The 23,212-nt window shown below is 62.8% G+C and carries 22 protein-coding genes, 1 tRNA gene and 1 rRNA gene; 22 read left to right on the forward strand and 2 right to left on the reverse strand.

The genetic code is table 11. From position 1 onward, the window contains the following. The 19 genes from rrf to AC1Q61_RS31755 all read left to right on the forward strand — a co-directional run. Positions 1-75: ribosomal RNA gene (gene rrf / locus AC1Q61_RS31665) — 5S ribosomal RNA — on the forward strand; the annotation flags it as partial. A 61-nt stretch (positions 76-136) separates the two neighbouring features. Beyond that, a complete protein-coding gene (locus AC1Q61_RS31670) occupies positions 137-1,078 on the forward strand; it encodes a tetratricopeptide repeat protein (protein WP_080961175.1) in 942 nt (313 codons plus the stop codon). After that, positions 1,075-2,058, forward strand: a complete 984-nt coding sequence (locus tag AC1Q61_RS31675; RefSeq protein WP_007731903.1) for an HAD-IIA family hydrolase — start codon at positions 1,075-1,077, stop codon at positions 2,056-2,058. The genes AC1Q61_RS31670 and AC1Q61_RS31675 overlap by 4 nt, the downstream gene beginning before the upstream one ends. 76 nt (positions 2,059-2,134) lie before the next feature. Then, positions 2,135-2,377: a hypothetical protein gene (locus tag AC1Q61_RS31680; RefSeq protein ID WP_042924668.1), complete on the forward strand. Its 243-nt coding sequence runs from the start codon at positions 2,135-2,137 to the stop codon at positions 2,375-2,377. A 1-nt stretch (position 2,378) separates the two neighbouring features. Then, positions 2,379-3,218 (forward strand): TlyA family RNA methyltransferase, encoded by an 840-nt coding sequence (locus AC1Q61_RS31685; RefSeq protein ID WP_042924671.1) that lies wholly within the window; start codon positions 2,379-2,381, stop codon positions 3,216-3,218. Further along, complete coding sequence (locus AC1Q61_RS31690) at positions 3,215-4,162, forward strand: NAD kinase (RefSeq protein ID WP_492651438.1); 948 nt, start codon at positions 3,215-3,217, stop codon at positions 4,160-4,162. Before AC1Q61_RS31685 ends, AC1Q61_RS31690 begins: the two co-directional genes overlap by 4 nt. A 2-nt stretch (positions 4,163-4,164) precedes the next feature. Further along, on the forward strand, positions 4,165-5,943 hold the full coding sequence (gene recN, locus AC1Q61_RS31695; RefSeq protein ID WP_003946143.1) for a DNA repair protein RecN: 1,779 nt from the start codon (positions 4,165-4,167) through the stop codon (positions 5,941-5,943). An 86-nt stretch (positions 5,944-6,029) separates the two neighbouring features. Then, a complete protein-coding gene (steA, locus tag AC1Q61_RS31700; protein WP_007731902.1) occupies positions 6,030-7,214 on the forward strand; it encodes a putative cytokinetic ring protein SteA in 1,185 nt (394 codons plus the stop codon). After that, a complete protein-coding gene (locus AC1Q61_RS31705) occupies positions 7,211-8,164 on the forward strand; it encodes a copper transporter (protein WP_007731900.1) in 954 nt (317 codons plus the stop codon). The genes steA and AC1Q61_RS31705 overlap by 4 nt, the downstream gene beginning before the upstream one ends. A 156-nt stretch (positions 8,165-8,320) precedes the next feature. After that, a complete protein-coding gene (gene pyrG, locus AC1Q61_RS31710; protein ID WP_003946139.1) occupies positions 8,321-10,081 on the forward strand; it encodes a CTP synthase in 1,761 nt (586 codons plus the stop codon). A 6-nt stretch (positions 10,082-10,087) separates the two neighbouring features. After that, positions 10,088-10,720, forward strand: coding sequence for an NUDIX domain-containing protein (locus AC1Q61_RS31715; protein ID WP_042924674.1), 633 nt, complete (start codon positions 10,088-10,090; stop codon positions 10,718-10,720). A 1-nt stretch (position 10,721) separates the two neighbouring features. Beyond that, entirely contained in the window at positions 10,722-11,645 is a 924-nt protein-coding gene (xerD, locus tag AC1Q61_RS31720) for a site-specific tyrosine recombinase XerD (protein ID WP_050656157.1), read from the forward strand. A gap of 143 nt (positions 11,646-11,788) precedes the next feature. Next, positions 11,789-12,802: a ParA family protein gene (locus AC1Q61_RS31725; RefSeq protein ID WP_003946138.1), complete on the forward strand. Its 1,014-nt coding sequence runs from the start codon at positions 11,789-11,791 to the stop codon at positions 12,800-12,802. A 50-nt stretch (positions 12,803-12,852) separates the two neighbouring features. Beyond that, positions 12,853-13,674: a segregation and condensation protein A gene (locus tag AC1Q61_RS31730; protein WP_230359910.1), complete on the forward strand. Its 822-nt coding sequence runs from the start codon at positions 12,853-12,855 to the stop codon at positions 13,672-13,674. A gap of 41 nt (positions 13,675-13,715) precedes the next feature. Then, the gene (gene scpB / locus AC1Q61_RS31735; protein WP_037127047.1) at positions 13,716-14,399 is read left to right on the forward strand and encodes an SMC-Scp complex subunit ScpB; all 684 of its coding nucleotides are present in this window, start codon (positions 13,716-13,718) and stop codon (positions 14,397-14,399) included. 77 nt (positions 14,400-14,476) lie between these two features. Then, positions 14,477-15,898, forward strand: a complete 1,422-nt coding sequence (locus tag AC1Q61_RS31740) for a pseudouridine synthase (RefSeq protein WP_128638034.1) — start codon at positions 14,477-14,479, stop codon at positions 15,896-15,898. An 11-nt stretch (positions 15,899-15,909) separates the two neighbouring features. Continuing rightward, on the forward strand, positions 15,910-16,590 hold the full coding sequence (gene cmk / locus AC1Q61_RS31745; protein ID WP_170320421.1) for a (d)CMP kinase: 681 nt from the start codon (positions 15,910-15,912) through the stop codon (positions 16,588-16,590). Beyond that, entirely contained in the window at positions 16,587-18,014 is a 1,428-nt protein-coding gene (der, locus tag AC1Q61_RS31750; RefSeq protein ID WP_042924680.1) for a ribosome biogenesis GTPase Der, read from the forward strand. Before cmk ends, der begins: the two co-directional genes overlap by 4 nt. Before the next feature lie 102 nt (positions 18,015-18,116). After that, positions 18,117-18,190, forward strand: a tRNA-Pro gene (locus AC1Q61_RS31755). Between the two features lie 61 nt (positions 18,191-18,251). On the opposite strand, the gene AC1Q61_RS31760 is transcribed toward AC1Q61_RS31755, so the two are convergent. After that, a complete protein-coding gene (locus AC1Q61_RS31760; protein WP_019748582.1) occupies positions 18,252-18,413 on the reverse strand; it encodes a hypothetical protein in 162 nt (53 codons plus the stop codon). Between the two features lie 410 nt (positions 18,414-18,823). Between AC1Q61_RS31760 and AC1Q61_RS31765 the strand changes: the two genes are divergently transcribed. The 3 genes from AC1Q61_RS31765 to AC1Q61_RS31775 all read left to right on the forward strand — a co-directional run bounded on the left by AC1Q61_RS31765 (position 18,824) and on the right by AC1Q61_RS31775 (position 22,386). Continuing rightward, positions 18,824-19,294 (forward strand): hypothetical protein, encoded by a 471-nt coding sequence (locus AC1Q61_RS31765; protein WP_230358706.1) that lies wholly within the window; start codon positions 18,824-18,826, stop codon positions 19,292-19,294. 332 nt (positions 19,295-19,626) lie between these two features. Further along, the gene (locus AC1Q61_RS31770) at positions 19,627-20,532 is read left to right on the forward strand and encodes a hypothetical protein (protein WP_042924685.1); all 906 of its coding nucleotides are present in this window, start codon (positions 19,627-19,629) and stop codon (positions 20,530-20,532) included. Between the two features lie 924 nt (positions 20,533-21,456). Then, on the forward strand, positions 21,457-22,386 hold the full coding sequence (locus tag AC1Q61_RS31775; RefSeq protein WP_230358705.1) for a hypothetical protein: 930 nt from the start codon (positions 21,457-21,459) through the stop codon (positions 22,384-22,386). A gap of 96 nt (positions 22,387-22,482) precedes the next feature. On the opposite strand, the gene AC1Q61_RS31780 is transcribed toward AC1Q61_RS31775, so the two are convergent. Further along, entirely contained in the window at positions 22,483-23,121 is a 639-nt protein-coding gene (locus AC1Q61_RS31780; RefSeq protein WP_128638035.1) for a hypothetical protein, read from the reverse strand. Positions 23,122-23,212 lie beyond the last annotated feature (91 nt).

Raw genomic sequence — 23,212 nt, forward strand, 5'->3', positions numbered from 1 at the left:
AACCCGGAAGCTAAGCCCTTCAGCGCCGATGGTACTGCACTCGACAGGGTGTGGGAGAGTAGGACACCGCCGAACACCCGTTAACCGAAAGGGGACCCAACATATTGGGTCCCCTTTCGTGCGTTGTATGAGAGGAATGACTGTGTCGGAGAATGGCGACGAGCGTCGGTCCTTCCGTGGGGGAGGAGCGCCTCGATCAGGTGGCCCCCGTCGTGACAACGACGGGCGTGGATCACGCGGCGCTGCAGGCGGAGACCGCCGCGGTGGTGCCGGAGACAACAACCGTGGCGGTGCTGGAAACAGTAACCGCGGCGGCGGATTCAACGGCGGACAGCGTCGCGGCGGCGAGGGTGGGTTCACCCCTCGTGGACGCGATGGCGACCGCAACCGTCAGCAAGCACGACCTGACGAACCGGATTTGCCCGACAACGTAGAGCCCACGGAGTTGGACCCGGCCGTTCGTCGGGATCTGCTCAGCCTCGACAAGGACAACGCCAACACGGTTGCGCGTCACCTCGTCATGGCGGGCAAGCTCGTCGACGAAGATCCGGAACTCGCACTGCTCCACGCTCGCGCTGCCCGTCAGCGCGCCGGCCGAATTGCGGTCGTTCGTGAAGCTGCCGGAATCACCGCGTACCACGCCGGTGAATGGGCTGAAGCTCTCTCCGAGCTTCGTGCTGCCCGTCGAATGGCTGGCGGACCGGGTCTGATCGCTGTCATGGCCGACTGCGAACGCGGTTTGGGTCGACCCGAACGCGCGATCGAGCTCGGCCGTAGCGACGAGGCTGCCCTGCTTTCGGGCGACGAGGCGTCTGAGTTGAGGATCGTCGTCGCGGGCGCCCGCATGGATCTCGGTCAGTTCGACCAGGCAGTTGTCACACTGCAGACCAAGGATCTGGACGCAGCGCGTACCGGTGAAGCTGCGGCTCGGCTGTTCTACGCCTACGCCGATGCCCTCGTTTCAGCTGGTCGTGTCGAAGACGGACTGAAGTGGTTCCTCAACGCTGCAGCTGCTGACCTCGAGGGTGACACGGATGCTGAAGAACGGGTGGCCGAGTTGACCGGAGAAGATCAGTGACCGTGCTTCGTACTCAGTACGACGTACTTTTGCTCGATCTCGACGGCACGCTGTACGCCGGAGCTCATGCGATTCCCGGCACCCAGGCAGCTCTCGGTCAGGGCACGCAGGCCTTGTACTACGTGACCAACAATGCGAGTCGCTCGCCTTCGGCAGTGTCGGCGCATCTGACCGAACTCGGTTTCGATTCCGAAGACGATCGTGTCGTCACCAGTTCTCAGACGGCAGTGCGTCTGCTGTCGGAGCGTCTCGAACCCGGTGCCGCTGTGCTCGTCGTCGGTACCGACGCATTGGCCGACGAGGTGACGCGCGTCGGGTTGCTTCCGGTGCGCGAATTCGCGGATTCTCCGGTTGCTGTCGTTCAAGGACATTCGACGGAGACCAACTGGTCGATCCTTGCCGAGGCGTGCTTGGCGATCCGGGCCGGTGCGCTGTGGGTAGCGGCAAACCTGGACACAACACTGCCGTCGGAGCGGGGTTTGGTGCTGGGCAACGGCTCGATGGTGGCAGCTCTACGCGCTGCGACCAAGCAGGAACCGTTGGTGGCAGGTAAGCCTGCTGCACCGCTGATGGAGGACGCGCTCGCTCGCAGCGGGTGCTCGCGTCCACTGGTGGTCGGTGATCGTTTGGACACCGATATCGAAGGCGCACAAGCTGTTTCGATCGACTCGTTGTTGGTTCTCACCGGTGTGAGCACGCCGGGTGACGTACTGCGGGCTCCGGTTGAGCAGCGCCCCACCTACATTGCAGCAACTCTGGATTCGCTCAATCAGCCGGCCGTCGAATCGCTGGTCGGTGCGGACTCCAAGTGGTCTGTCTCCGTGAACGGGTCGGCGCTGGTTGTCGACGGCCCGGTTGTCGGGGACGAGATGTCGCTTCTACGCGCGGTTGCGCCTGTCGCATGGGCTAATCCGTCGTTCCGGACCCTGGAAGCGTCGGATGCCGGCGTGGCGGATCTGTTTGCATCCTGGCTCGTCTGATCTCTCGCAAATGTGTTCGACTCGCGGGGGTGCGGGTGTATGCGTAACCGAGAGTCATGCACTAACGTTGTGCCCGATGAGCACGCCGACACCGCACCCCGGAAACACGAGTAACGGATCTCCGTTGCCCGGGCCACGCCCTTCCGTCGATCCGGAACGCATACGTTCTGACGTCGACGGTTTGCTGGCGCGCCTCGGTGGCATCGAACGGGATCCGAACGATCAGCACGGAGCAGGTGTGATTCCGCAGAAGGCACATATTTTGGAACAGGCACACGAGGTGCTCGTCCAGGCACTCGCCTCTGTGGACAGGGCTTGACGTGGCACGTAGAGCACGGGTGGACGCCGAACTTGTCCGTCGCGGACTCGCACGGTCACGAGATCATGCGCAAGAACTGATTTCCGCCGGCCGAGTTCTCATCTCGGGAGCCGTTGCGACCAAGCCTGCGACGGCGATCGAAGCCGGAACGCCACTTCGGGTCGTCGAGGTGGAGCAGGAAGTTTCGTGGGCGTCGCGAGGTGCTCACAAACTGATCGGCGCACTCGACGCCTTCGGTGCCGAAGGATTGACGGTCGAAGGTCGCCGTTGCCTCGACGCCGGCGCATCCACCGGTGGGTTCACCGATGTTCTGCTGACGCGTGGTGCGAAGGAAGTTGTCGCAGTCGACGTCGGTTACGGACAACTGGTGTGGCGCCTGCAGTCCGATGACCGGGTGCACGTCATCGACCGAACCAATGTTCGTGCAATTGATGCGGAGACCATCGGCGGAACTGTCGATCTCGTTGTCGCGGACTTGTCGTTCATTTCTCTCAAACTTGTACTCGGGGCGTTTGTCGCCTGTACTGCTGACGGCGCGGACCTGGTTCCGATGGTCAAGCCTCAGTTCGAGGTGGGCAAGGACCGCGTCGGTGCCGGTGGCGTCGTACGAGATCCGGAATTGCGAATCTCGGCTGTGCTCGACGTGTCGGAGGCTGCTGCAAAGGTAGGTCTGCGGACGTTAGGTGTCGTGGCCAGCCCATTGCCCGGTCCGTCGGGAAATGTCGAGTATTTCCTGTGGCTTCGAAAGACAGGTTCGCCCGGTGATCACGAGCCGGAGACCGAGGGAATTCCTTCGGTGGAGGACATGATTCGCAAGGCTGTAGAGGAAGGGCCCCAGTGAACGCGGTCACGAACGGCGAGTCGCGCGAGATCCTTCTTGTCGCACACCCTGGTCGACGTGACATCACGGAAACCGCCAAGCGAGTCGGGAAGATTTTCGAACGGGCGGGAATCGGGCTGCGAGTCCTCGTCGACGAAGCAGACAGCTCGCGCATCGAAGCAATGACGGAACCCGCGGGCTTCTCTGCGCCGGGTCTCGACGTCACGGTTGTTCATCCCGGCCCTGATGCTGCCGTCGGATGCGAGTTGGTTCTTGTTCTCGGTGGTGACGGCACATTTCTGCGCGCCGCCGAACTCGCTCAAGAAGCGTCCATTCCGGTACTGGGCATCAACCTCGGACGGATCGGATTTCTGGCAGAGACCGAGGCCGAGCATCTCGACGAGGCTCTCGCACAGGTAGTTCGCAAGGAATATCGCGTCGAGTCCCGTATGACACTCGACGTCGTGATTCGGGTGGACGACGAGATCATCGATCGCGGGTGGGCGCTCAACGAGGCCAGCATCGAGAACCGTTCGCGTTTGGGAGTTCTCGAAGTTGTCCTCGAGGTCGACGGCAGACCGGTATCTGCCTTCGGTTGCGATGGTGTTCTCGTGTCCACTCCCACCGGCTCGACCGCTTATGCATTTTCCGCAGGCGGCCCCGTCGTGTGGCCCGAACTCGAAGCATTGCTCGTCGTACCCAGCAACGCGCATGCGCTGTTCGCGCGGCCGTTGGTCACCAGCCCGAATTCGATCATCGCGGTGGAGACCGTCGCCGGTAGCCACGACGGCCTGGTCTTCTGCGACGGTCGTCGTACGTTGGACCTGCCTGCCGGCGCTCGCGTCGAGATCGTTCGCGGCGCCACTCCCGTCAAGTGGGTCCGGTTGGACTCTGCGCCCTTCGCTGATCGGATGGTTCGCAAGTTCGAGCTTCCGGTTACCGGATGGCGAGGAAGGAAGCCTTAATCGTGCTCGCAGAGATCCGTATCGACAGTCTTGGTGTGATCTCCGAGGCCAGCGCCCAGTTCCACGAGGGCCTGACCGTCCTGACCGGTGAAACCGGCGCAGGTAAAACGATGGTCGTCACCAGCTTGCACCTCCTCAGCGGAGCGCGAGCCGATGCCGGGCGGGTGCGGTTGGGCGCGTCGCGAGCCGTCGTCGAAGGACGATTCATCGCCGACGACGTCTCACCGGCCACCGAGCGTGAGATCGTCCGAATCCTGGAATCGTCCGGCGCCGAGCGCGACGAGGACGGGACCATCATCGCCGTCCGGACAGTCGGCAGCGACGGCCGCTCACGGGCTCATCTCGGCGGACGAAGCGTGCCGGCGGGAGTTCTCTCCGAATTCACGGACCCACTTCTGACTGTCCACGGGCAGAACGATCAGCTGCGATTGCTTCGTCCCGACCAGCAACGCAATGCGCTGGACCGCTTCGGGGACAAGGCAATCGGAACGCTGCTGACGAGGTACCGCAAACACCGTCGTGAATGGCTCGATGCTCGTTCGGAGTTGATCGAACGCACGTCGAAGGCTCGTGAACTGGCGCAAGAAGCAGATCAGTTGACCTTCGCGCTCAACGAAATCGACGGCGTGGCACCCGAGCCAGGCGAGGACACGGCGATAGTTGCCGAAGTTCGACGACTCAGTGAACTCGATTCGCTCCGCTCGGCTGCGGAAGAGGCGCACGCTGCGCTCGCCGGTAGTGACGACATGGCAAGCGGCGACGTCGGGGTCATGCCGGCGCTAGACCTGATGTCCGAAGCGCGGGCGCGTATCGAGTCGGTCACCGACGCAGATCTGGACGGCCTCGGTTCCCGGTTGGCCGACGCTATTGCCGTCGTCACCGATGTTGCCGGTGATCTGAACACCTATCTGTCCGGGCTGCCCGCAGACCCGGGTGCTCTGGACTCGCTGCTGTCGCGGCAATCGGAACTGAAGACTCTGACTCGCAAGTACGCCGCCGATGTCGACGGTGTTCTCGAATGGGCAGATACCGCTCGCGCTCGTCTGTCCAAACTCGACGTGTCGTCGGATGCGTTGTCGCTGTTGGCCAAGCAGGTCGAGGAGACGGCTGGCCTCACCGCGGAAGCCGCCACAAAGCTGAGCGCCGCCAGAGTCAAGGCAGCGGCAAAGCTCGCCAAAGCCGTCAGCGCGGAACTCGCCGGTCTGGCGATGGGACGTGCGGGTCTCGAGGTGACTGTGCGCTCGCAGCCTGCCGGCCCGCAGGACTCGGCGCCGCTCAGCGTCGGGGGAGTAGACCTTCATGCCGGGTCTGCCGGCGTCGACGAGGTGGAATTCCGTCTGTCCGCGCACAGCGGGGCACCGTCACTTCCGATCAGCAAGAGCGCTTCCGGTGGCGAGCTGTCACGCGTCATGCTGGCGCTCGAGGTTGTTCTCGCTGGTAGCGACACCGGTGCGACGATGGTTTTCGACGAAGTGGACGCGGGGGTCGGTGGTCGCGCTGCTGTCGAGATCGGCCGCCGATTGGCGAAACTTGCTCGTACGCATCAGGTTATCGTCGTCACCCACCTTCCGCAGGTTGCTGCGTTTGCCGACACCCACCTCGTGGTGGACAAGGTCGACGACAAAGGCGGAGTGGTGAGCAGTGGCGTGCGGACCTTGTCGGATTCGGATCGGGTGGTCGAATTGGCCCGTATGTTGGCAGGGCTGGACGACACCGAGACCGGTCGTGCGCACGCCGAAGAACTGCTCGAGATCGCGAATGCGGCCCGCGTCACAGATTGAAGGTTCTGTGGTGTTGGTGTGACTGATGTGGTAGTTGTCGGCGCGCCTCCACCGGTCAACGCGGTTTCAGGTTCATCATCGAAGTCATGAAGATGCCCGGATTGCTCTCACGTAACACCGAATCCTTGCCTGGGATCAGTGGCATCGCCAGGGCCGATCGGAACACGGCGAAGCTTCTACGCCGCGTCGGTCCTGGAGACATCGTGATCCTCGACGAAGTCGACATCGATCGCCGGACCGCCGATGCTCTGGTGAAAGCCGGAGTCATGGCCGTGGTCAACGCGTCGCCGTCGATTTCGGGGCGGTACCCCAACCTCGGACCGGAAGTGATCGTCGCCAACGACATCGTTCTGATCGATGCCGTAGACGGTGACGTCTTCAAGAACGTCAAGGACGGCAGCAAGATCCGCCTGCACGAGGGCGAGATCTTCAACGGCGAGAAGAGCCTCGTCAAGGGCGAAGAGCAGACCGAGGCCGAGATCTCCGATCGGATGATCGAGGCCAAGACCGGCCTGGTCGATCACCTGGAAGCGTTCTCGGGTAACACCATCGAGTTCATCCGCACCGAAAGTCCTTTGCTGATCGACGGAATCGGTGTTCCGGACATCGACATCGACTTGAAGGATCGCCACGTCGTGGTCGTCTCCGACGGACCCGAACACGAGGCCGATCTGAAGAACCTCAAGCCCTTCATCAAGGAGTATTCGCCGATCCTGATCGGTGTCGGCGCAGGTGCGGACGTGTTGAGCAAGGCCGGATACCGCCCCGATCTGATCGTGGGCGACCCGGAAGAGATCACCAGTTCCACCCTCAAGTCCGGCGCGGAAGTTGTTCTGCCCGCAGACCAGGACGGTCATGCGGCGGGGCTTTCCCGAATCCAGGATCTCGGCATCGGGGCGATGACGTTCCCGGCGACCTGCTCACCGACCGACCTTGCGTTGCTGCTCGCCGATCACCACGGCGCTTCACTGATCGTGACGGTCGGCAACGTGGTGTCCTTGGACGAGTTCTTCGACCGTGGGCGTCGTGAAAGCAATCCGTCGGCGTTCATGACACGGCTCAAGGTTGGGCCGAAACTGGTCGACGCCAAGGCTGTGGCAACGCTGTATCGAAGTCGAGTGTCCGGCGGCGCGATCGCGCTCCTGGTGCTCGCCGCCCTGGTGGCAGTGATCGTCGCCCTGGTCGTGTCCAATGCCGGTAGTGAAGTTCTCGACTGGGCAATCGCAACGTGGAACAGCTTCGCGCTGTGGGTTCAGGGGCTCTTCAAGTGATTTCGATGCGTCAACATGCAATTTCCATAGCGGCAATCTTCCTGGCACTCGCGATCGGCGTGGTGCTCGGTTCCGGAATGCTGTCCAGTGGATTGCTTTCCGGTCTGCGCGACGACAAGGCGGACCTGCAGAACGAGATCGAAGACCTCAATCAACAGTCCAATCAGCTTCAGCAGCAACTCAATTCCGCGGACGGCTTCGATGCCGCTGTCGGCGGTCGCGTCGTGCGTGACAGTCTCGCTGGTCGCACCGTCGTCGTCATCACGGCACCGGACGCCGATCCCGGTGATCTCGACGGTGTCAACCGACTCGTCACTGCCGCCGGCGGTGCCGTGACCGGACGCGTCTCGCTCACCGATTCGTTTGTCGACGCCACCGGTGGTGACCGCTTGCGGACCGTCGTCACCAATGTCATCCCTGCGGGGATCACCCTCAAGACCGGTGCGGTCGATCAGGGCAGTCTCGCGGGTGATCTGCTCGGTTCGGTTCTGCTTCTCAACGGGCAGAACAGCGAACCGCAGAGCACTCCGGACGAGATGAATCTCGCGCTCGACTCGCTGCGTAGCGCCGGTTTCATCAGCTACGACGACGGAGCGGTCAAGCCGGCTCAACTCGCCGTGGTTCTCACCGGCGACAACAAGAGTGAATCCGACGCAGCCACGGGTAACCGCGGCGCCGTCATCGCCCGGTTCGCCGGTGCTCTCGACGGACGCGGCGCAGGAACGATTCTCGCGGGCCGGCCTGGCTCGGCCGAGGGCAGTGGTCCGGTTGCCGTCGCTCGTGCGGACGCGGCGCTCTCAGCGGGCTTGACGACCATCGACAACATCGATCGGGAGTCGGGCAAGATCACCACGCCGTTGGCGCTGCAGGAACAGTTGAACGGCGGCGCCGGCCGCTACGGCACGGGACCGGGAGCGGCGGCGGTCACCGTCGGCGCACCCACCAACTGAACACCCCGGTATTGATACGCCGGTCACATCGGGGGCGGAAAGTCGGCGCGTTGTAGGCACCGACCCCCGATAGGTGTTACCGTGAAATCCCGTGGGTCGGCAGGCCCCAGCATGCTTCATCAGACCAAGCCCTGCACAGTCGTCACGGGAGCCCCTTTGCCACAGTCACGCACTAACACGCGTACCGCCACCAAGCACATCTTCGTCAGCGGAGGTGTAGCTTCCTCGCTCGGCAAAGGTTTGACCGCCTCGAGCCTGGGACAGTTGTTGACCGCGCGGGGAATGCGCGTGACCATGCAGAAGCTCGATCCCTATCTCAATGTGGATCCGGGCACCATGAACCCCTTCCAGCACGGCGAGGTCTTCGTTACCGAAGACGGTGCCGAGACCGACCTCGACGTCGGACACTACGAGCGGTTCCTCGACCGTGACCTCTCCGGCCAGGCGAACGTCACCACCGGCCAGGTTTACTCGACGGTCATCGCCAAGGAACGCCGCGGCGAGTACCTCGGCGACACCGTTCAGGTCATCCCGCACATCACCGACGAGATCAAGCGTCGCATCCTCGAGATGAGCGGTCCGGATCTGCAGGGACACCGCCCGGACGTCGTGATCACCGAAATCGGTGGCACCGTCGGCGACATCGAATCGCAGCCCTTCCTCGAAGCCGCTCGCCAGGTCCGCCACGACGTCGGCCGCGACAACGTCTTCTTCCTGCACGTCTCCCTCGTGCCGTACCTCGGCCCCTCCGGAGAGCTCAAGACCAAGCCCACGCAGCACTCGGTTGCGTCGTTGCGCAGCATCGGCATTCAGCCCGACGCGCTGATCCTTCGTTGCGATCGTGACGTTCCGCAGGGCCTCAAGAACAAGATCGCCCTGATGTGCGACGTGGACGTCGACGCCTGCATCTCGACGCCCGACGCTCCCTCGATCTACGACATCCCGAAGGTTCTGCACCGTGAGGGCCTCGACGCTTACGTCGTTCGCCAGCTCGGACTCCCGTTCCGCGACGTCGACTGGACCGTGTGGGGCAACCTCCTCGATCGTGTTCACCAGCCGCGTGAGACGGTGCGCGTCGCATTGGTCGGCAAGTACGTCGACCTGCCCGACGCATACCTCTCCGTCACCGAGGCACTGCGCGCCGGTGGATTCGCGAACCGGTCCAAGGTAGAGATCTCCTGGGTCCCGTCGGACGCCTGTGAGACCGAAGCCGGAGCGCAGGCTGCTCTCGGTGACGTCGACGGTGTTCTGATCCCCGGCGGCTTCGGCATCCGCGGCATCGAAGGCAAGCTCGGCGCGATCCGTTTCGCACGTTCGCGCAAGCTGCCGCTGCTGGGTCTGTGCCTGGGTCTGCAGTGCGTCGTCATCGAAGCTGCTCGTAGCGTCGGCCTCGACGATGCCAACTCGGCCGAGTTCGAGCCGGACACCAAGCATCCGGTCATCTCGACGATGGCTGATCAGGAAGACGTCATCGCCGGTGACGCCGACCTCGGTGGCACCATGCGTCTGGGTGCTTACCCGGCCGTGCTGACCAAGGGTTCCGTCGTCGCTCAGGCCTACGGAACCGAGGACGTTTCCGAGCGTCACCGTCACCGCTACGAGGTCAACAACACCTACCGCGATCGGATTGCCAAGTCCGGCTTGCAGTTCAGCGGAACCTCACCGGACGGTCATCTGGTCGAGTTCGTCGAGTACCCGCGTGAGCAGCATCCGTTCTTCGTTGCCACCCAGGCACACCCGGAGCTCAAGAGCCGCCCGACTCGCCCGCATCCGCTGTTCGCCGCCTTCGTCGAAGCAGCGTTGACGTACAAGCTCGAAGAGCGCCTGCCCGTCGACGTCCACGGTGACGAGAAGATCGACACCGCTGCCACCGAGACGGCGCTCGACGCTGCAGTCGAGAACGTGGAAAAGGTCTAGCCACAGATGAGCGATCCCGGTCGGCACGAATTCGACACCCTCGGCTCCAAGACTGTCTACACCGGCGCGATCATCGCGTTGCGCGTCGACACCGTTGCGATGCCTGGTGGTCAGCGTGCCGATCGGGAAGTCGTCGAACACCACGGCGCCGTTGCCGTCGTGGCACTGGACGAGCACGACAACCTGGTGCTGATTCACCAGTACCGTCACCCGCTCGGGCACCGGTTGTGGGAAATCCCTGCCGGTTTGCTCGACGCTCCGGGGGAGAGCCCGGTCGAGGCGGCAGCGCGCGAGCTGGGCGAAGAAACCGGACTCGGCGCCGATCGGTGGTCGGTGCTGGTCGATGTCGCTCTCTCACCCGGGTTCACGGACGAGGCAGTTCGCGTCTTCCTCGCCGAGGGGCTGCACGAGGTGGAGCGCGACGATCCCGAACACGAAGAAGCCGATCTCGAGATTTCGCGGGTTCCGCTCGCCGACGCCGTCGACATGGCGCTACGTGGCGACATCGTCAATGCCACAGCGGTATCGGGCATACTCGCGATCGCCACCGCACGCGCGACGGGCAAGCCGCTGCGCCCCGCCGACGCACCGTGGTCCGATCGTCCTCGCGCATTCGGAGAACGCAAGTCGCGAGCCTGAAGTGCTTGCCCGACAGGTGGACTCGTATCTCGACCATCTAGCGGTCGAGCGAGGATCTGCGCGCAATACTCTACTTTCCTATCGCCGCGACCTGAATCGGTACGCGGAGTACCTGCACGGACGCGGCATCGACGACGTCGCGGGCGTGACGGAGAACGACGTCACCGAATTCGTGACACATCTGCGCCTGGGTGACAAAGATGCCGGCGTCGTACCATTGGCGGCCAGTTCGGCAGCACGCACCCTGATCGCGGTCCGCGGATTCCACAAGTTCTCCGCCGCCGAGGGCCTGGTCGGTGTCGACGTGGCCCGAACGGTCAAGCCGCCGACGCCCGGACGCAAGCTGCCCAAGGCCCTGCCTCTCGACGACGTGATCGCCCTGCTCGACGCTTCGGGTGGCGGTGCGGCCGGTGACGGGCCCCGCGACCTGCGGGATCGCGCTCTGCTTGAGCTCCTGTACTCGACCGGAGCGCGAATCACCGAGGCGATCGATCTGGACGTCGACGACATCGATACCGAAACTCGTTCCGTGCTGCTCAAGGGCAAGGGCGGCAAGCAGCGGATCGTCCCCGTCGGCAGGCCGGCGATCGCCGCCGTCGACGCGTATCTCGTCCGCGGGCGCCCCAGCCTGGCGACGCGCGGTGTTCCTGCCCTCTTTCTCAACGCGCGCGGTGGACGCCTCTCGCGTCAAAGCGCGTGGCAGATACTTCAGGATGCGGCGGCGTCGGCCGGGATCAAGGCGGACGTCTCACCCCACACGCTCAGGCACTCGTTTGCCACACACCTGCTCGACGGCGGCGCGGACGTACGCGTCGTGCAGGAACTTCTCGGTCACGCTTCGGTAACCACGACGCAGATCTACACGCTGGTCACCGTCACCGCGCTGCGCGAAGTGTGGGCTCAGGCACACCCGCGTGCCCGTTAGGGGTTGGTTGGCTCATGCGTGTCTGCGAGACCATTCGGTGATGTAAGCGGTAGCGTTCAAGGAGCGCGAGCGGCCTCCACCGCAGTTTCGGGGGTTTGCCGGCGCCGAGAGCAACCGCCGAAAGAGTAGGGGAGCATCGGACCGTGTCGACATCGCAGCCACCAGCGGCGGAGTCCGCGCCGCCGCATGTCAATGCCCAACTCTTCGAGCGCGTGAACGAATCAGCACCAGCTGTACCCTCCGAACCAGAGGCGATGTTCGAAATAGATACGACGCCAGTAGCCTCTCCACCTGCGGAAACCCTCACCGTTTCCGCGGAAGAACTCGGCCCGACAGGTCGACCGGTCCGCGAGGTACCCCAACCGACACCGTTGGCGCACCACGGACCCGCGATGATCATCGCGATGTGCAACCAGAAGGGCGGCGTCGGCAAGACGACGTCGACCATCAACCTGGGTGCGTCGTTGGCCGAATACGGTCGCCGAGTGCTCCTAGTGGATCTCGATCCCCAAGGCGCGTTGTCTGCTGGACTGGGCGTCCAGCATCACGACCTGGAACTGACCGTCCATAACCTTCTGGTCGAACCGCGTGTGTCCATCGACGATGTGTTGATGCGAACTCGGGTCGACGGCCTCGACCTGCTGCCCAGCAACATCGACCTTTCGGCCGCCGAGATCCAATTGGTCACCGAGGTCGGACGTGAGCAGACCTTGGGACGCGTGTTGCACCCTGTTCTCGATCGGTACGACTACGTGCTCATCGACTGCCAGCCGTCGCTTGGCCTGCTCACGGTGAATGCACTGGCCTGCGCCGATTCGGTCATCATTCCGATGGAATGCGAGTACTTCAGCCTGCGCGGCCTGGCACTGCTCAACGACACCGTCGAAAAGGTGCACGATCGTCTCAATCCCAAGCTCGAGTTGGCCGGTATCGTCGTCACGATGTTCGACGCCCGGACTCTGCACGCTCGTGAGGTGATGGCGCGAGTCGTCGAGGTGTTCGGCGACGTCGTCTACGACACGGTGATCAACCGCACCGTCCGATTCCCCGAAACCAGCGTCGCCGGTGAGCCGATCACGACGTGGGCGCCGAAATCGGCTGGGGCCGAGGCATATCGAGCATTGGCCCGCGAGGTCATTCACCGGTCTGGTCGTTAGTGGAACTGATTGCATCGCAAGAAGATTCGGTCGAAGTCGAGCCGGATTCGATCGACCCGAACGTGCCGACCGACGCTCAGACCGCAGCCAAGGCTGCCGGTTTCCGAGTCACTCTCCGGAACTTCGAAGGCCCGTTCGATCTGCTGTTGAACCTGATCAATCAACGACAGCTCGATGTCACCGAAGTCGCCCTGCACACCGTCACTGACGATTTCATCGCATACACCAAGGAACTTGGCAGTGCGATGGGCCTCGATCAGACAACAGAGTTTCTGGTCGTCGCAGCTACGCTTCTGGACCTGAAAGCGGCCAGGCTGTTGCCCGCCGGGCAGGTCGAGGACGCGGAGGATCTGGCGCTTCTCGAAGCCCGCGACCTTCTCTTCGCGCGACTGCTGCAGTACCGGGCGTACAAACAAGTTGCGGCGCTGTTCGGTGAGTTGGAGGAAGCAGCGCTGCGGCGCTATCCGCGCTCGGTTGCCGTCGACGATCAGTTCACCGAACTCCTGCCCGAGGTGTTGTTGGGCGTCGACCCTCAGCGTTTTGCGGAGATCGCGGCGACTGTGTTCACACCACGTCCGGTGCCGACGGTGGGCCTCGATCACCTCCATGTGTCCAATATCTCGATACCCGAGCAGGCCGAGCGAATTCTCGAGTTGCTGCGCGAGCGAGGCATAGGGGAGTGGACACCCTTCGGGGACCTCGTTGCCGAGTGTGAGATCACCGTCGAGATAGTCGCAAGATTTCTCGCGTTGCTTGAGTTGTATCGCCGGCAGGTCATTGTGTTCGAGCAACCCGAAGCACTCGGACCGCTGATGGTGAGTTGGACCGGAGACGACCCGGCCGCGCCGGTCACAGAGGAGGACTACGGATGAACGCCGAGCCGACGGAACCAGAGTCTTCGCAGCTAGACGAGATGATCGAGCCTACCGAACACGCCTCGGAGTCCGAAGATTCCGCCCCCGATTTCGAACTCGACGACGATCAACTCGACGCCGTGCTGGAGTCGCTTCTGCTTGTCGTGGATTCGCCGGCCGAAGTGAACCAACTCGCATCTGTCACCGGAACCGCGCCGGAACGAGTCGAAGAACGCCTGACGTCGATGTCAGCCGCATTGACCGCTCGCGGCAGCGGAATGGACCTTCGCTACGCGGGCGACGGATGGCGTCTGTACACGCGACAAGAGTTTGCCCCGTACGTGGAAAAGCTGCTATTGGACGGCGCACGCACCAAATTGACCAGGGCGGCATTGGAAACTTTGGCCGTAGTCGCATACCGTCAACCGTTGACTCGTGCGCGGATCAGTGCGGTACGAGGCGTCAACGTGGACGGGGTGGTACGCACCCTCCTTGCCCGCGGACTGATCGCGGAAGCCGGGCCTGACCCGGACACCAACGCGACACGGTACTCCACGACCGAACTGTTCCTCGAACGGCTCGGCCTGGCCTCGCTCAGCGAGCTCCCGGAGTTGGCCCCGCTCTTGCCTGATGTCGATCTCATCGACGACATCAGCGAAAGCCTGGAATCCGATCCGCGATTTGCGAGAATGAACAAGGCAGACGTGCCCGCTGACGTAGTGGACACCGAAGTCGACGACTGACCGGAATTCCGGCGCTCGTCAGCACCGAGAAAGACCCGACCACGCTCGGGAAACAGTAGAAAACTGACAGGAAAAAAGTGAACAATCCCGCTCGCCGAGATGGCACACCGGACCGTAACAACTCCCGCGACAGCCGCGGCGCACGCAGCGATGCCCCCCGTGGTGGTCGCAGCGACGCCCCCCGCGGCGCACGTAGCGAAGCGCCCCGTGGTGGACGCAGCAACACTTCCCGCAGTACCTCGGGATACGACCGCAACGCCGGATCCGACCGTCCCCGCACGGACGACCGTCGCGGTGGATTCAATGATGACCGTCGCCCGCCGCGCAGTGATGACCGTCGCCCGCCGCGCAGCGATGACCGTCGCCCCGCACGTACGGACGACCGTCGTGGTGGCTACAACGACGACCGTCGCGGACCGCGCACTGACGACCGCCGCGGACCCCGCAGCGATGACCGCCGTACCCCCCACGTCGACGCCCGTCGCGCACCGCGTGGCGGCGGTGACCGTCGTAGTGACGATCAGCGCGGCGCACGCCCCGACGCTCCTCGCGGCGGCGCATGGTCGAACGCACCTCGTGGGTCCAAGTTCGACGGACCTCCGCGCAAGCGCCCGGCAGCCCCGACACCGCCGGCGACCAACAAGCGTGGCAAGCCGAAGACCGAGAAGCCGCAGCGCGTCGTCTCTCAGAACCCGTTGGTCTCCAACGCCAAGCCGGCGCGTCATCAGCATGCCGAGATCACCAAGCACGACGGCCCGCCGAAGGGCGACGGCGTCCGCTTGCAGAAGGTGCTGGCTCAGGCCGGCGTCGCATCACGCCGCGCTGCTGAAGAGCTGATCGATCAGGGTCGCGTCGAGGTCGACGGCCGCATCGTGGTCGAACAGGGTCTGCGTGTCGACCCCGAGAACGCAGTGGTTCGTGTCGACGGCGTCCGCGTCGTCGTGCAGAAGGACCTCGTCTACCTCGCGATGAACAAGCCGCGTGGCTGGCAGTGCACCATGTCCGACGATCTCGGTCGTCCGTGCGTCGGTGACATCGTCTCCGAGCGCGTTCAGTCGGGTCAGCGGCTCTTCCACGTCGGCCGTCTCGACGCCGACACCGAAGGCTTGCTTCTCTTCACCAACGACGGCGACCTGGCTCACCGCCTGATGCACCCGTCGTTCGAGGTTCCGAAGACGTACCTCGCCACGGTTCACGGCGTTGTCGAGCGCAGCACCGGCAAGCAGTTGCGTGACGGCGTCACCCTCGACGACGGTCCGGCCAAGGTGGACGCGTTCACCGTGCTCGAGATCAACGAGGGCAAGACGCTCGTCAAGCTGGTTCTGCACGAGGGCCGTAAGCACATCGTGCGTCGCCTCCTCGATGCCGTCGGTCACCCCGTTGTCCGCCTGGTACGCACCAACGTCGGAGTTGTCGCTCTCGGCGATCAGCGTCCGGGAACGCAGCGCGTCCTCGGACGTAGCGAGGTCGGTGGACTGTACGAGGCGGTCGGCCTGTGACCGATTCGTCCATGCCGCTGGTAGTCGCTATGGACGGACCGTCCGGAACCGGCAAGTCCAGCGTCTCTCGCGCGTTGGCGCAGCGTTTGGGCGCTCGCTACCTCGACACCGGAGCCATCTACCGGATCGCGACCCTGCACGTGCTGCGTCAGGGAATCGATCTGGCGGATTCCGCCGCGATCACGGCCGCCGTTGCGGCGTTGCCATGGTCCATCGGTACCGATCCGAGCAGCGAGCAGGTGCATCTCGACGGCGCGGACGTCAGTGAGGAGATCCGCGGCGACGCGGTCACCAAGGCTGTCTCCGCGGTGTCGGCTGTACCCGAGGTTCGTGACCTGCTGGTCGCCACTCAGCGTGAGTTGGCGGCCGGTGCGGAGCGGATCGTCGTGGAAGGTCGCGACATCGGAACCGTCGTACTCCCCGATGCAGACGTCAAGATCTTCTTGACCGCATCGGCGGAAACCCGTGCGGCACGGCGCAATACGCAGAACATCGGCCAAGGCCGTGAAGACAATTACGAAGCGGTGCTGGCTGATGTGCAGCGCCGTGACCATCTCGATTCGACTCGGGCAGTGTCGCCGTTGCGCCCTGCCGACGACTCCATTCTGGTGGATACGAGCGAATTGGGAATTGAAGATGTGATCGCCAAGTTGCTGTTGGTGGTCAGCGACAGAACTGGAGCAGTGCAGTGAGCGACGATCTGGTAACCGAATATGCCGGTGACGGAACTTGGTCCGAGGAATCGGAGTGGGATTACGCCGATCTCGAAGCGGACGGCGAAGGCGAAGCGCACATTGCCGTCCCGACCTTGGCTGTTGTCGGTCGACCGAACGTCGGCAAGTCGACGCTCGTCAACCGCATCATCGGCCGTCGTGAAGCGGTAGTCGAAGACATCCCCGGCGTTACCCGTGACCGCGTCTCGTACGAGGCGAACTGGGCCGGACGACGCTTCCTAGTCCAGGACACCGGCGGATGGGAGCCCGACGCAAAGGGTCTTCAGCAGGCGGTCGCACGTCAGGCGGAGTTGGCCATGGGAACGGCTGACGCCATTCTCCTGGTCGTCGACGCTGTTGTCGGCGCTACCGCGACGGACGAAGCTGTTGCTCGCGTGCTTCGCCGCTCGAAGACTCCGGTCATCCTCGTTGCCAACAAGGTGGACGACGGACGCACCGAGTCCGAGGTTGCAGCGCTGTGGTCCTTGGGCCTCGGTCAGCCGTACTCCGTGAGTGCGACGCACGGCCGCGGTACCGGAGACCTGCTCGACGAGGTTCTCGAGAAGCTGCCGGAAACCCCGCGTGAAGGTATCCCCGGCGGCGGTCCGCGTCGTGTTGCTCTCGTCGGAAAGCCGAATGTCGGAAAGTCCAGCTTGCTCAACAAGCTGTCCGGTGACGAGCGGTCCGTCGTGCACAATGTTGCCGGCACCACCGTCGACCCCGTCGACTCCATTGTCGAACTCGGCGGGCGCCCTTGGCGTTTCGTCGACACGGCTGGTCTGCGCAAGCGCGTCAGCCATGCCAGCGGGGCGGAGTTCTATGCGTCGCTGCGTACGAAGAGCGCGATCGAGGCCGCTGAGGTTGCGATCCTGCTGATCGACGCGCACGAGCCGATCACCGAGCAGGACTTGCGTGTTCTGAGCATGGTGGCCGACACGGGTCGTGCATTGGTGATCGCATTCAACAAGTGGGACCTCGTGGACGAGGACCGTCGACTCATGCTGGACAAGGAAGTGGACCGCGATCTGGTCCGCGTTCCGTGGGCTCAGCGAGTCAACATCTCCGCCCACACCGGTCGCGCCGTGGCGAAGCTCGTGCCGGCTCTCGACACGGCTCTGGAGTCCTGGGACAAGCGCGTCCCCACGGGTCGCCTGAACACCTGGCTCAAGGAAGTTGTGGCAGCAACGCCGCCTCCGATGCGTGGTGGTCGCCTTCCGCGCATCATGTTCGCGACGCAGGCAAGCACGCGCCCGCCGACATTCGTTCTCTTCACCACGGGCTTCCTCGAGGCCGGCTACCGCCGCTTCATCGAGCGGCGTCTGCGTGAAGAGTTCAACTTCGACGGCAGCCCGATCCGCGTATCCGTCCGAGTGCGCGAGAAGCGTGACCGTAAGGGCCGCTGATTCTGCGTCCAATTCGGTACTGAAACGGCTCTGACCAGCCGATTGGTACTTCGGCCCGTCCCTGATGTAATCTTTCCAAGCGCCCGAAACAAGGGCGTGGGACGGGCTGTGGCGCAGCTTGGTAGCGCACTTGACTGGGGGTCAAGTGGTCGCAGGTTCAAATCCTGTCAGCCCGACCGAAGTTAGATCAAAAAGGCAGTTTCTCAGAGATGAGAAACTGCCTTTTTGTTTGTGCCTTCAAAGGTTCGGCAACGGATCATGCGGGAAGTCCTGCGGCGACGTTATCTCCGCGTCGGCAGCGTTCACGACTGCAACATATTCTTCGTCGATCTCGTACGTTATGCCCGCCGCAGTGAAGTGCGGCGTGGACGCAGTATCGACCGGTCCGAGAACGGTCATTCTCGGAAACTGGGTGAGGATCGACCTCGGTACTTTTCTGGACCGAAAGCTCGTCGAGAAGACGGTGATCGCCTTTCGGCTCACCACGACAATCACACTCGGTTTCGCGCTCATCAGAACGTCCGCTGGAAATACGTACCGGATCTCGTCATCTGGATCCAGGTAAGACCGAAGGCGCTCGCGAACATCCGCAGAAACCGGCATGGGCGGAAGGTTAGCAGCACGAGCACAAGAGCTTGCAAAGTTCGTGGTGTCGACCGGCCGATAAACCGAGTATTTCTAGGGCGCTTATCCACCGTTTGGCGATTTTGCTCCTATTTCCCCTTGATGGAGCGGGCGCTGGACCTAACCAATGTCAAGGCGACATTAATCTTGCTGTCGGGTCATCAGACGCTGGAGGAGATACGGGGGTGGTCGCCGGAATCGGCTGGCTAGCAAGCGGTCTCGCCGGAACCGCCGTCGGCGCCGGTACAGGCGCGCTCCTCGCCGGCGGCCCCGCATTCGTTCTCGGCGGACTGGGCGGAGGAATAGCAGGATTCACCGCCGCCGTCGCGTCTGGCGCAGGTGAACTCGGTGAACCCGTTGAAATCGCGATCCCCGACGTCGACCAACCCGCCGTGACTGCCCAGACCCAGGACACGCTCACCGACGGGGAGAACTCCGGCCCCATCGGTGAGTCCGTATCCACTACTGTCCGGAACGCCGTCACGACGGCCCCTGCGATCGACCAGCAGGCCCGCGACTTCGTCGCCGGACAGCCCGGAGGCGAGCAGATCATCGAACACGTCGACACCGCACTCGCGGAATTTCTCACCAACGCGACCCCGGGCCTGGCGTTATCGTTGATCAGCGACGCAGTCGGCGCGGGTATTCCGGCGTAAGCCTCGCATGATCAGATCCGTTCAGGGTGGGCGGCAACGCGCCGCCCGTCCTGAACTTGACCATGCGCCACTGCAGAACCACGCGCGAGCACTCGAAAAGATTGCGTCGAGTTTGCACGTGTCGAGAATCTGTACGATTTATAGGTAGGTCGGTGCCAGTGCTCTGCGATTTTCTCGGTCTAGTTCACAGGCCATATATCGGGCATCTTGCGGTTCCAGCGCGGTGGTGCGCGTGTACTGGTCGCATCCCCGGTGGCAGCGCCTCGTCTGCTCGGATCGAGATTGACCAAACGTCTGCCGCGGTGCGGCTGGATCGAAAGTAAGGGAAACCGGTGGAAACCACTTCGTGTGCGGCGCTGCTCTTGCATCCATTTCGACCCACCATCTATCTCGATCTGTGGGTATGGATACGACTTGCTAAGGCTGCCCAAGGAGTGCCGAGTCATCCTGAAGACTTGGTTGCTATTGAAGCACTTCGTACGGCGTCTCAGGCGGGAGTTGCATTTCCCCTGTCCGCTACCCACTACGAAGAGCTGCATGCCGTTGCAGACCCGCGGCAGAGGCTCGATGTGGCGCGGACGATGGCGGAGATTTCTTGCATGCGGACCTTACGATCACCATCGGTGATGGTCAGGCATCAGTTGAAGTATGCGATGTACCGGCACTTTGGTCGACCGGCTTTTCGCCCAGTGACCCCGGAGGTCTTAGGGGTTGGGGTTCGCTGGGCGTTCGTCGGCGAACAAGGAAGACTGCCTTTTGGCAGCGGAGACGAGCAGTTAGTGGGGAAGGTGGAAAAGCTGCTGCCTATATCGCTGGTCGAACTTAACCAGTGGGCCGAGTTTCGAGTCCTCGCCGGCCCGCGAGACGAAGATGTTCCTGGACTCCGCACACGAGGTTACGACCCAGAGTCCGTACAGGAGAAGTTCAAGTCTCGCATTTCATACGAGGTGGATCTTGCAACACAGATTGCGAACGGGGCCGTCACGAGAAGCGATCTTAGGGTAATCGTTCAGGCGCGGGAGCTGTCTCACGAGCACCTTCCACAGCTTGCGGAGTTATTCGCGGAGTACAATCTGACGATTGATGGTGCGTTCGGCACTGATCCGAGGCGAGCTAAACGCAATCGAAGAGCGATCTCGGAGTTTACGGATTCCGTGCCTTCGATCCGTGTTGCCGTCGATCTCAAGCATCATTACTTTCGTAACGCACAAAAGCCGTGGTCATCAAATGCCGTGTGAGACATCGACGCTCTGGGTGCTGCAGTGCCCTATTGCAATGTGGTCGTGGCCGACAAAGAGATGGGTAGTCTCCTGTCACGTTCGAAGGTCGCCGACGACCTAGGCACGACCGTAGTGACCAACCTTCCTGCTCTGCTTGATATCTTGCCTCCTCTCGTTGCGCGCGCAAATGAACTAGGTGGTGACAGGACGGGCTGGGGCAACGGTGCGGGCTTTCGGCTTGACCCACCTCCTGAATTTCAGTTCTAGACGACCGCGTTCGGCGGCGAGGGTCGAGTGGACGGTTGCGTTTCGCCGAGCCGATTACTGCGCGCCGGCTGGTGTCGATCACTTTCGTGTGAAGGGTCCAAATCCCACCACTCCGAGGGACTTACTCTCCGGTACCGCAGCCTCTCGAACTTTCAGACGCTGCGGTTGTTTCCGCATTGCTTGGACGCATCGCCGCGATAACGCGAGGCTGATCATCTTGTCCGGGCATGATCAGCAGATTACCCAACATTGACAGATGTTTCACCGAACCCGTACTGAACGGCCTGGTTGTCACTTGGCGGCCAACTTTCGGTGCGGATCGACCGGACCGCGCTTGAGCACGTGCTGTCCGCCGAGGTCGAGTTTTTGAACGACGCGCGACTTGACGAGAAGGCGGCCAAGCTCGCCGAGATGCCCGCGTCGGACACGTACGAGAAGTTAGAGAAGTGGAAGAAGAAGCAACTTCGCAACCGTCCGCAGTCACTGCGAGCTGGCAGCGAGCTCGTGCGGCGGATCGATGGCCCGACGGCAGATGGGGTAAGTCTCCGAGCGTGTATATCACCCGGTTGTGGAAGTAGTCGTCCTCGCCGAGCATAGTGATGCTGCTAGGGAACAGGCTGACGTTCCGACATGATGAACCTGGGCACGATGGCAACTTAAACGGAGAGGACACCGTTGAACGACGAGGAGATGCGCAAAATGGCTGAGCGAGTTTGGGCCCTACACGCGCACGTCAGTCCCCAGATCGACGCTGTCGCTGGGAAACTGGGTGAAATTGCCAGGCAGGTAACGGAGCGGTACGGGGAAACCAGTCGCGAACTCTCTAAGGCAATGATCGCGTTCGACGAGCGGAGTCGTGAGCTGTCGGAGCAGATAAGTGCCGCTGTGTCTGCCTCGGTCGACGTCTCGGGGTTGAGCAAGATCGCCGAGTTTGCCGCCGCCACGCTTCGGAGGGCGTACCCGCCGAACTGGCCGACCGACATCGGGCTGGATCTGGACAAACTCGTGGAAATCGCGCAAGTCGACGGGATCGCAATCTTCTATGTCCCGCGAGCCGCGATTGTCACCGACCTTGTGAATGCGACTGATACTGAGGCCCGCATGACAATCGTCGAGCAACGCCGTGATGAGATCGCGGCGGACTGCTTGAGGGCACTGCCGGAGTTGGGCCATGAGGAAATCGGGGATGGCGCGGTTCTCACCCGCAGCGCGGTGGATGCTTCCCTTGCCGGACATCATGAAGCGGCCCAGGCGCTCGCTGTGGTGGTATGTGATAGCTATCTGAAGAAGTTCCTCGACAAGGGATATACCCGGATGCGGCAGGATTTGACGGTGGAATTCACCGAAGATGAGGTGCTGCGAACTTTGCTCGGGTTTACCCTGCCGCTGGCGACGGCTGTTCCGTTTCTTGTCGACTGGAGAGGCGAGAAGAAGGACGGCCCGGCCCCGCTGACGTTCTCGCGCCACGCGACGATTCACGGCGCGAGTACGTCGCAGTTGAACCCACTGAACGCGACCTTGGCGATCATGTTGGCAGTGACGTTGACGTGCGCGTGGGACTTCAGCCTCCGGGCCACCCGTGGCCGTGGTGAGGTCAGCGTATAGAGCGCTGCCGTCGGCGAGGTTGGTCTCAATTTCGTGGAGCCGAGAATGCGGAATTGCTTGCTGCGTGGTGAACGGGACCGTGGTCAACCCCGGTGGCTAGATTTTCAAACCCAAGTGGTCGGGAAGTAGCCAAGTATTGAACAGGCCTCGTGAGCGGCGCCTGTACTGCTCGATGGCAGCGGTCGTGGCGTCGCGTTTGAGGGGGAGCATCGGTAAGCGGCGTGCGTCGATGACGACCTCGACCTCCCATCCATCGGTGTATTCGGCGAGCATGCGTTTCGGTTGTACCCGCGCCGCCCACACCACGGCGGGTACTCCCGGAAGCTGTCGATTGTCTGCGAAATAGAGCGCCTGATCGGGATCATGCGACCAGCTGATTCCATGTCTCCCCGCGGGCGTGCTTCCGCGAAACAGTACGAGTGATCGTTTTGGGCGGTCTGCGGGGAAGCTGTCTCGTGTGAAGCCTCGGTGCCGGAACATGGCACGCCAGACCGCATAGTCAGTGATATCGCTGTGGTGGTTTCGATCAACTTTCCTTGTCCAAATATTCGCGGCGAGCAAGCCTGCGACTTCGGGGCGGAGATCGCCGCGGCGATAATGATGTTCGAGTTCGTACGGTGCTTTCGGGTTGTCGCTGATCAGTTCGTCGCAGATCACAACCTCGCGAGCGGTAAGGGCGATTCCCCGTTGTGCCGCCCAATTTGTCCGATTGCTAGTGCGCCATGCGTCGTTCATCGTTGAAGACTAGTTGTTGCGGGTATGGACGTTGCTGACGCGGGATTGAAGTGGACGGGCTGGTCCTTCGCGGCAGGATGGAAGTTGCGAA

It is taken from the genome of Rhodococcus sp. MPR-R1B (assembly GCF_058793255.1).

Bases quoted from the DNA above. Each gene is read 5' to 3' on its own strand.
- AC1Q61_RS31670 (WP_080961175.1), top strand. From the start codon at position 137: ATGACTGTGTCGGAGAATGGCGACGAGCGTCGGTCCTTCCGTGGGGGA.
- AC1Q61_RS31680 (WP_042924668.1), top strand. From the start codon at position 2,135: ATGAGCACGCCGACACCGCACCCCGGAAACACGAGTAACGGATCTCCG.
- steA (WP_007731902.1), top strand. From the start codon at position 6,030: ATGAAGATGCCCGGATTGCTCTCACGTAACACCGAATCCTTGCCTGGG.
- AC1Q61_RS31715 (WP_042924674.1), top strand. From the start codon at position 10,088: ATGAGCGATCCCGGTCGGCACGAATTCGACACCCTCGGCTCCAAGACT.
- scpB (WP_037127047.1), top strand. From the start codon at position 13,716: ATGATCGAGCCTACCGAACACGCCTCGGAGTCCGAAGATTCCGCCCCC.
- cmk (WP_170320421.1), top strand. From the start codon at position 15,910: ATGCCGCTGGTAGTCGCTATGGACGGACCGTCCGGAACCGGCAAGTCC.
- AC1Q61_RS31760 (WP_019748582.1), bottom strand. From the start codon at position 18,413: ATGACCGTTCTCGGACCGGTCGATACTGCGTCCACGCCGCACTTCACT.
- AC1Q61_RS31780 (WP_128638035.1), bottom strand. From the start codon at position 23,121: ATGAACGACGCATGGCGCACTAGCAATCGGACAAATTGGGCGGCACAA.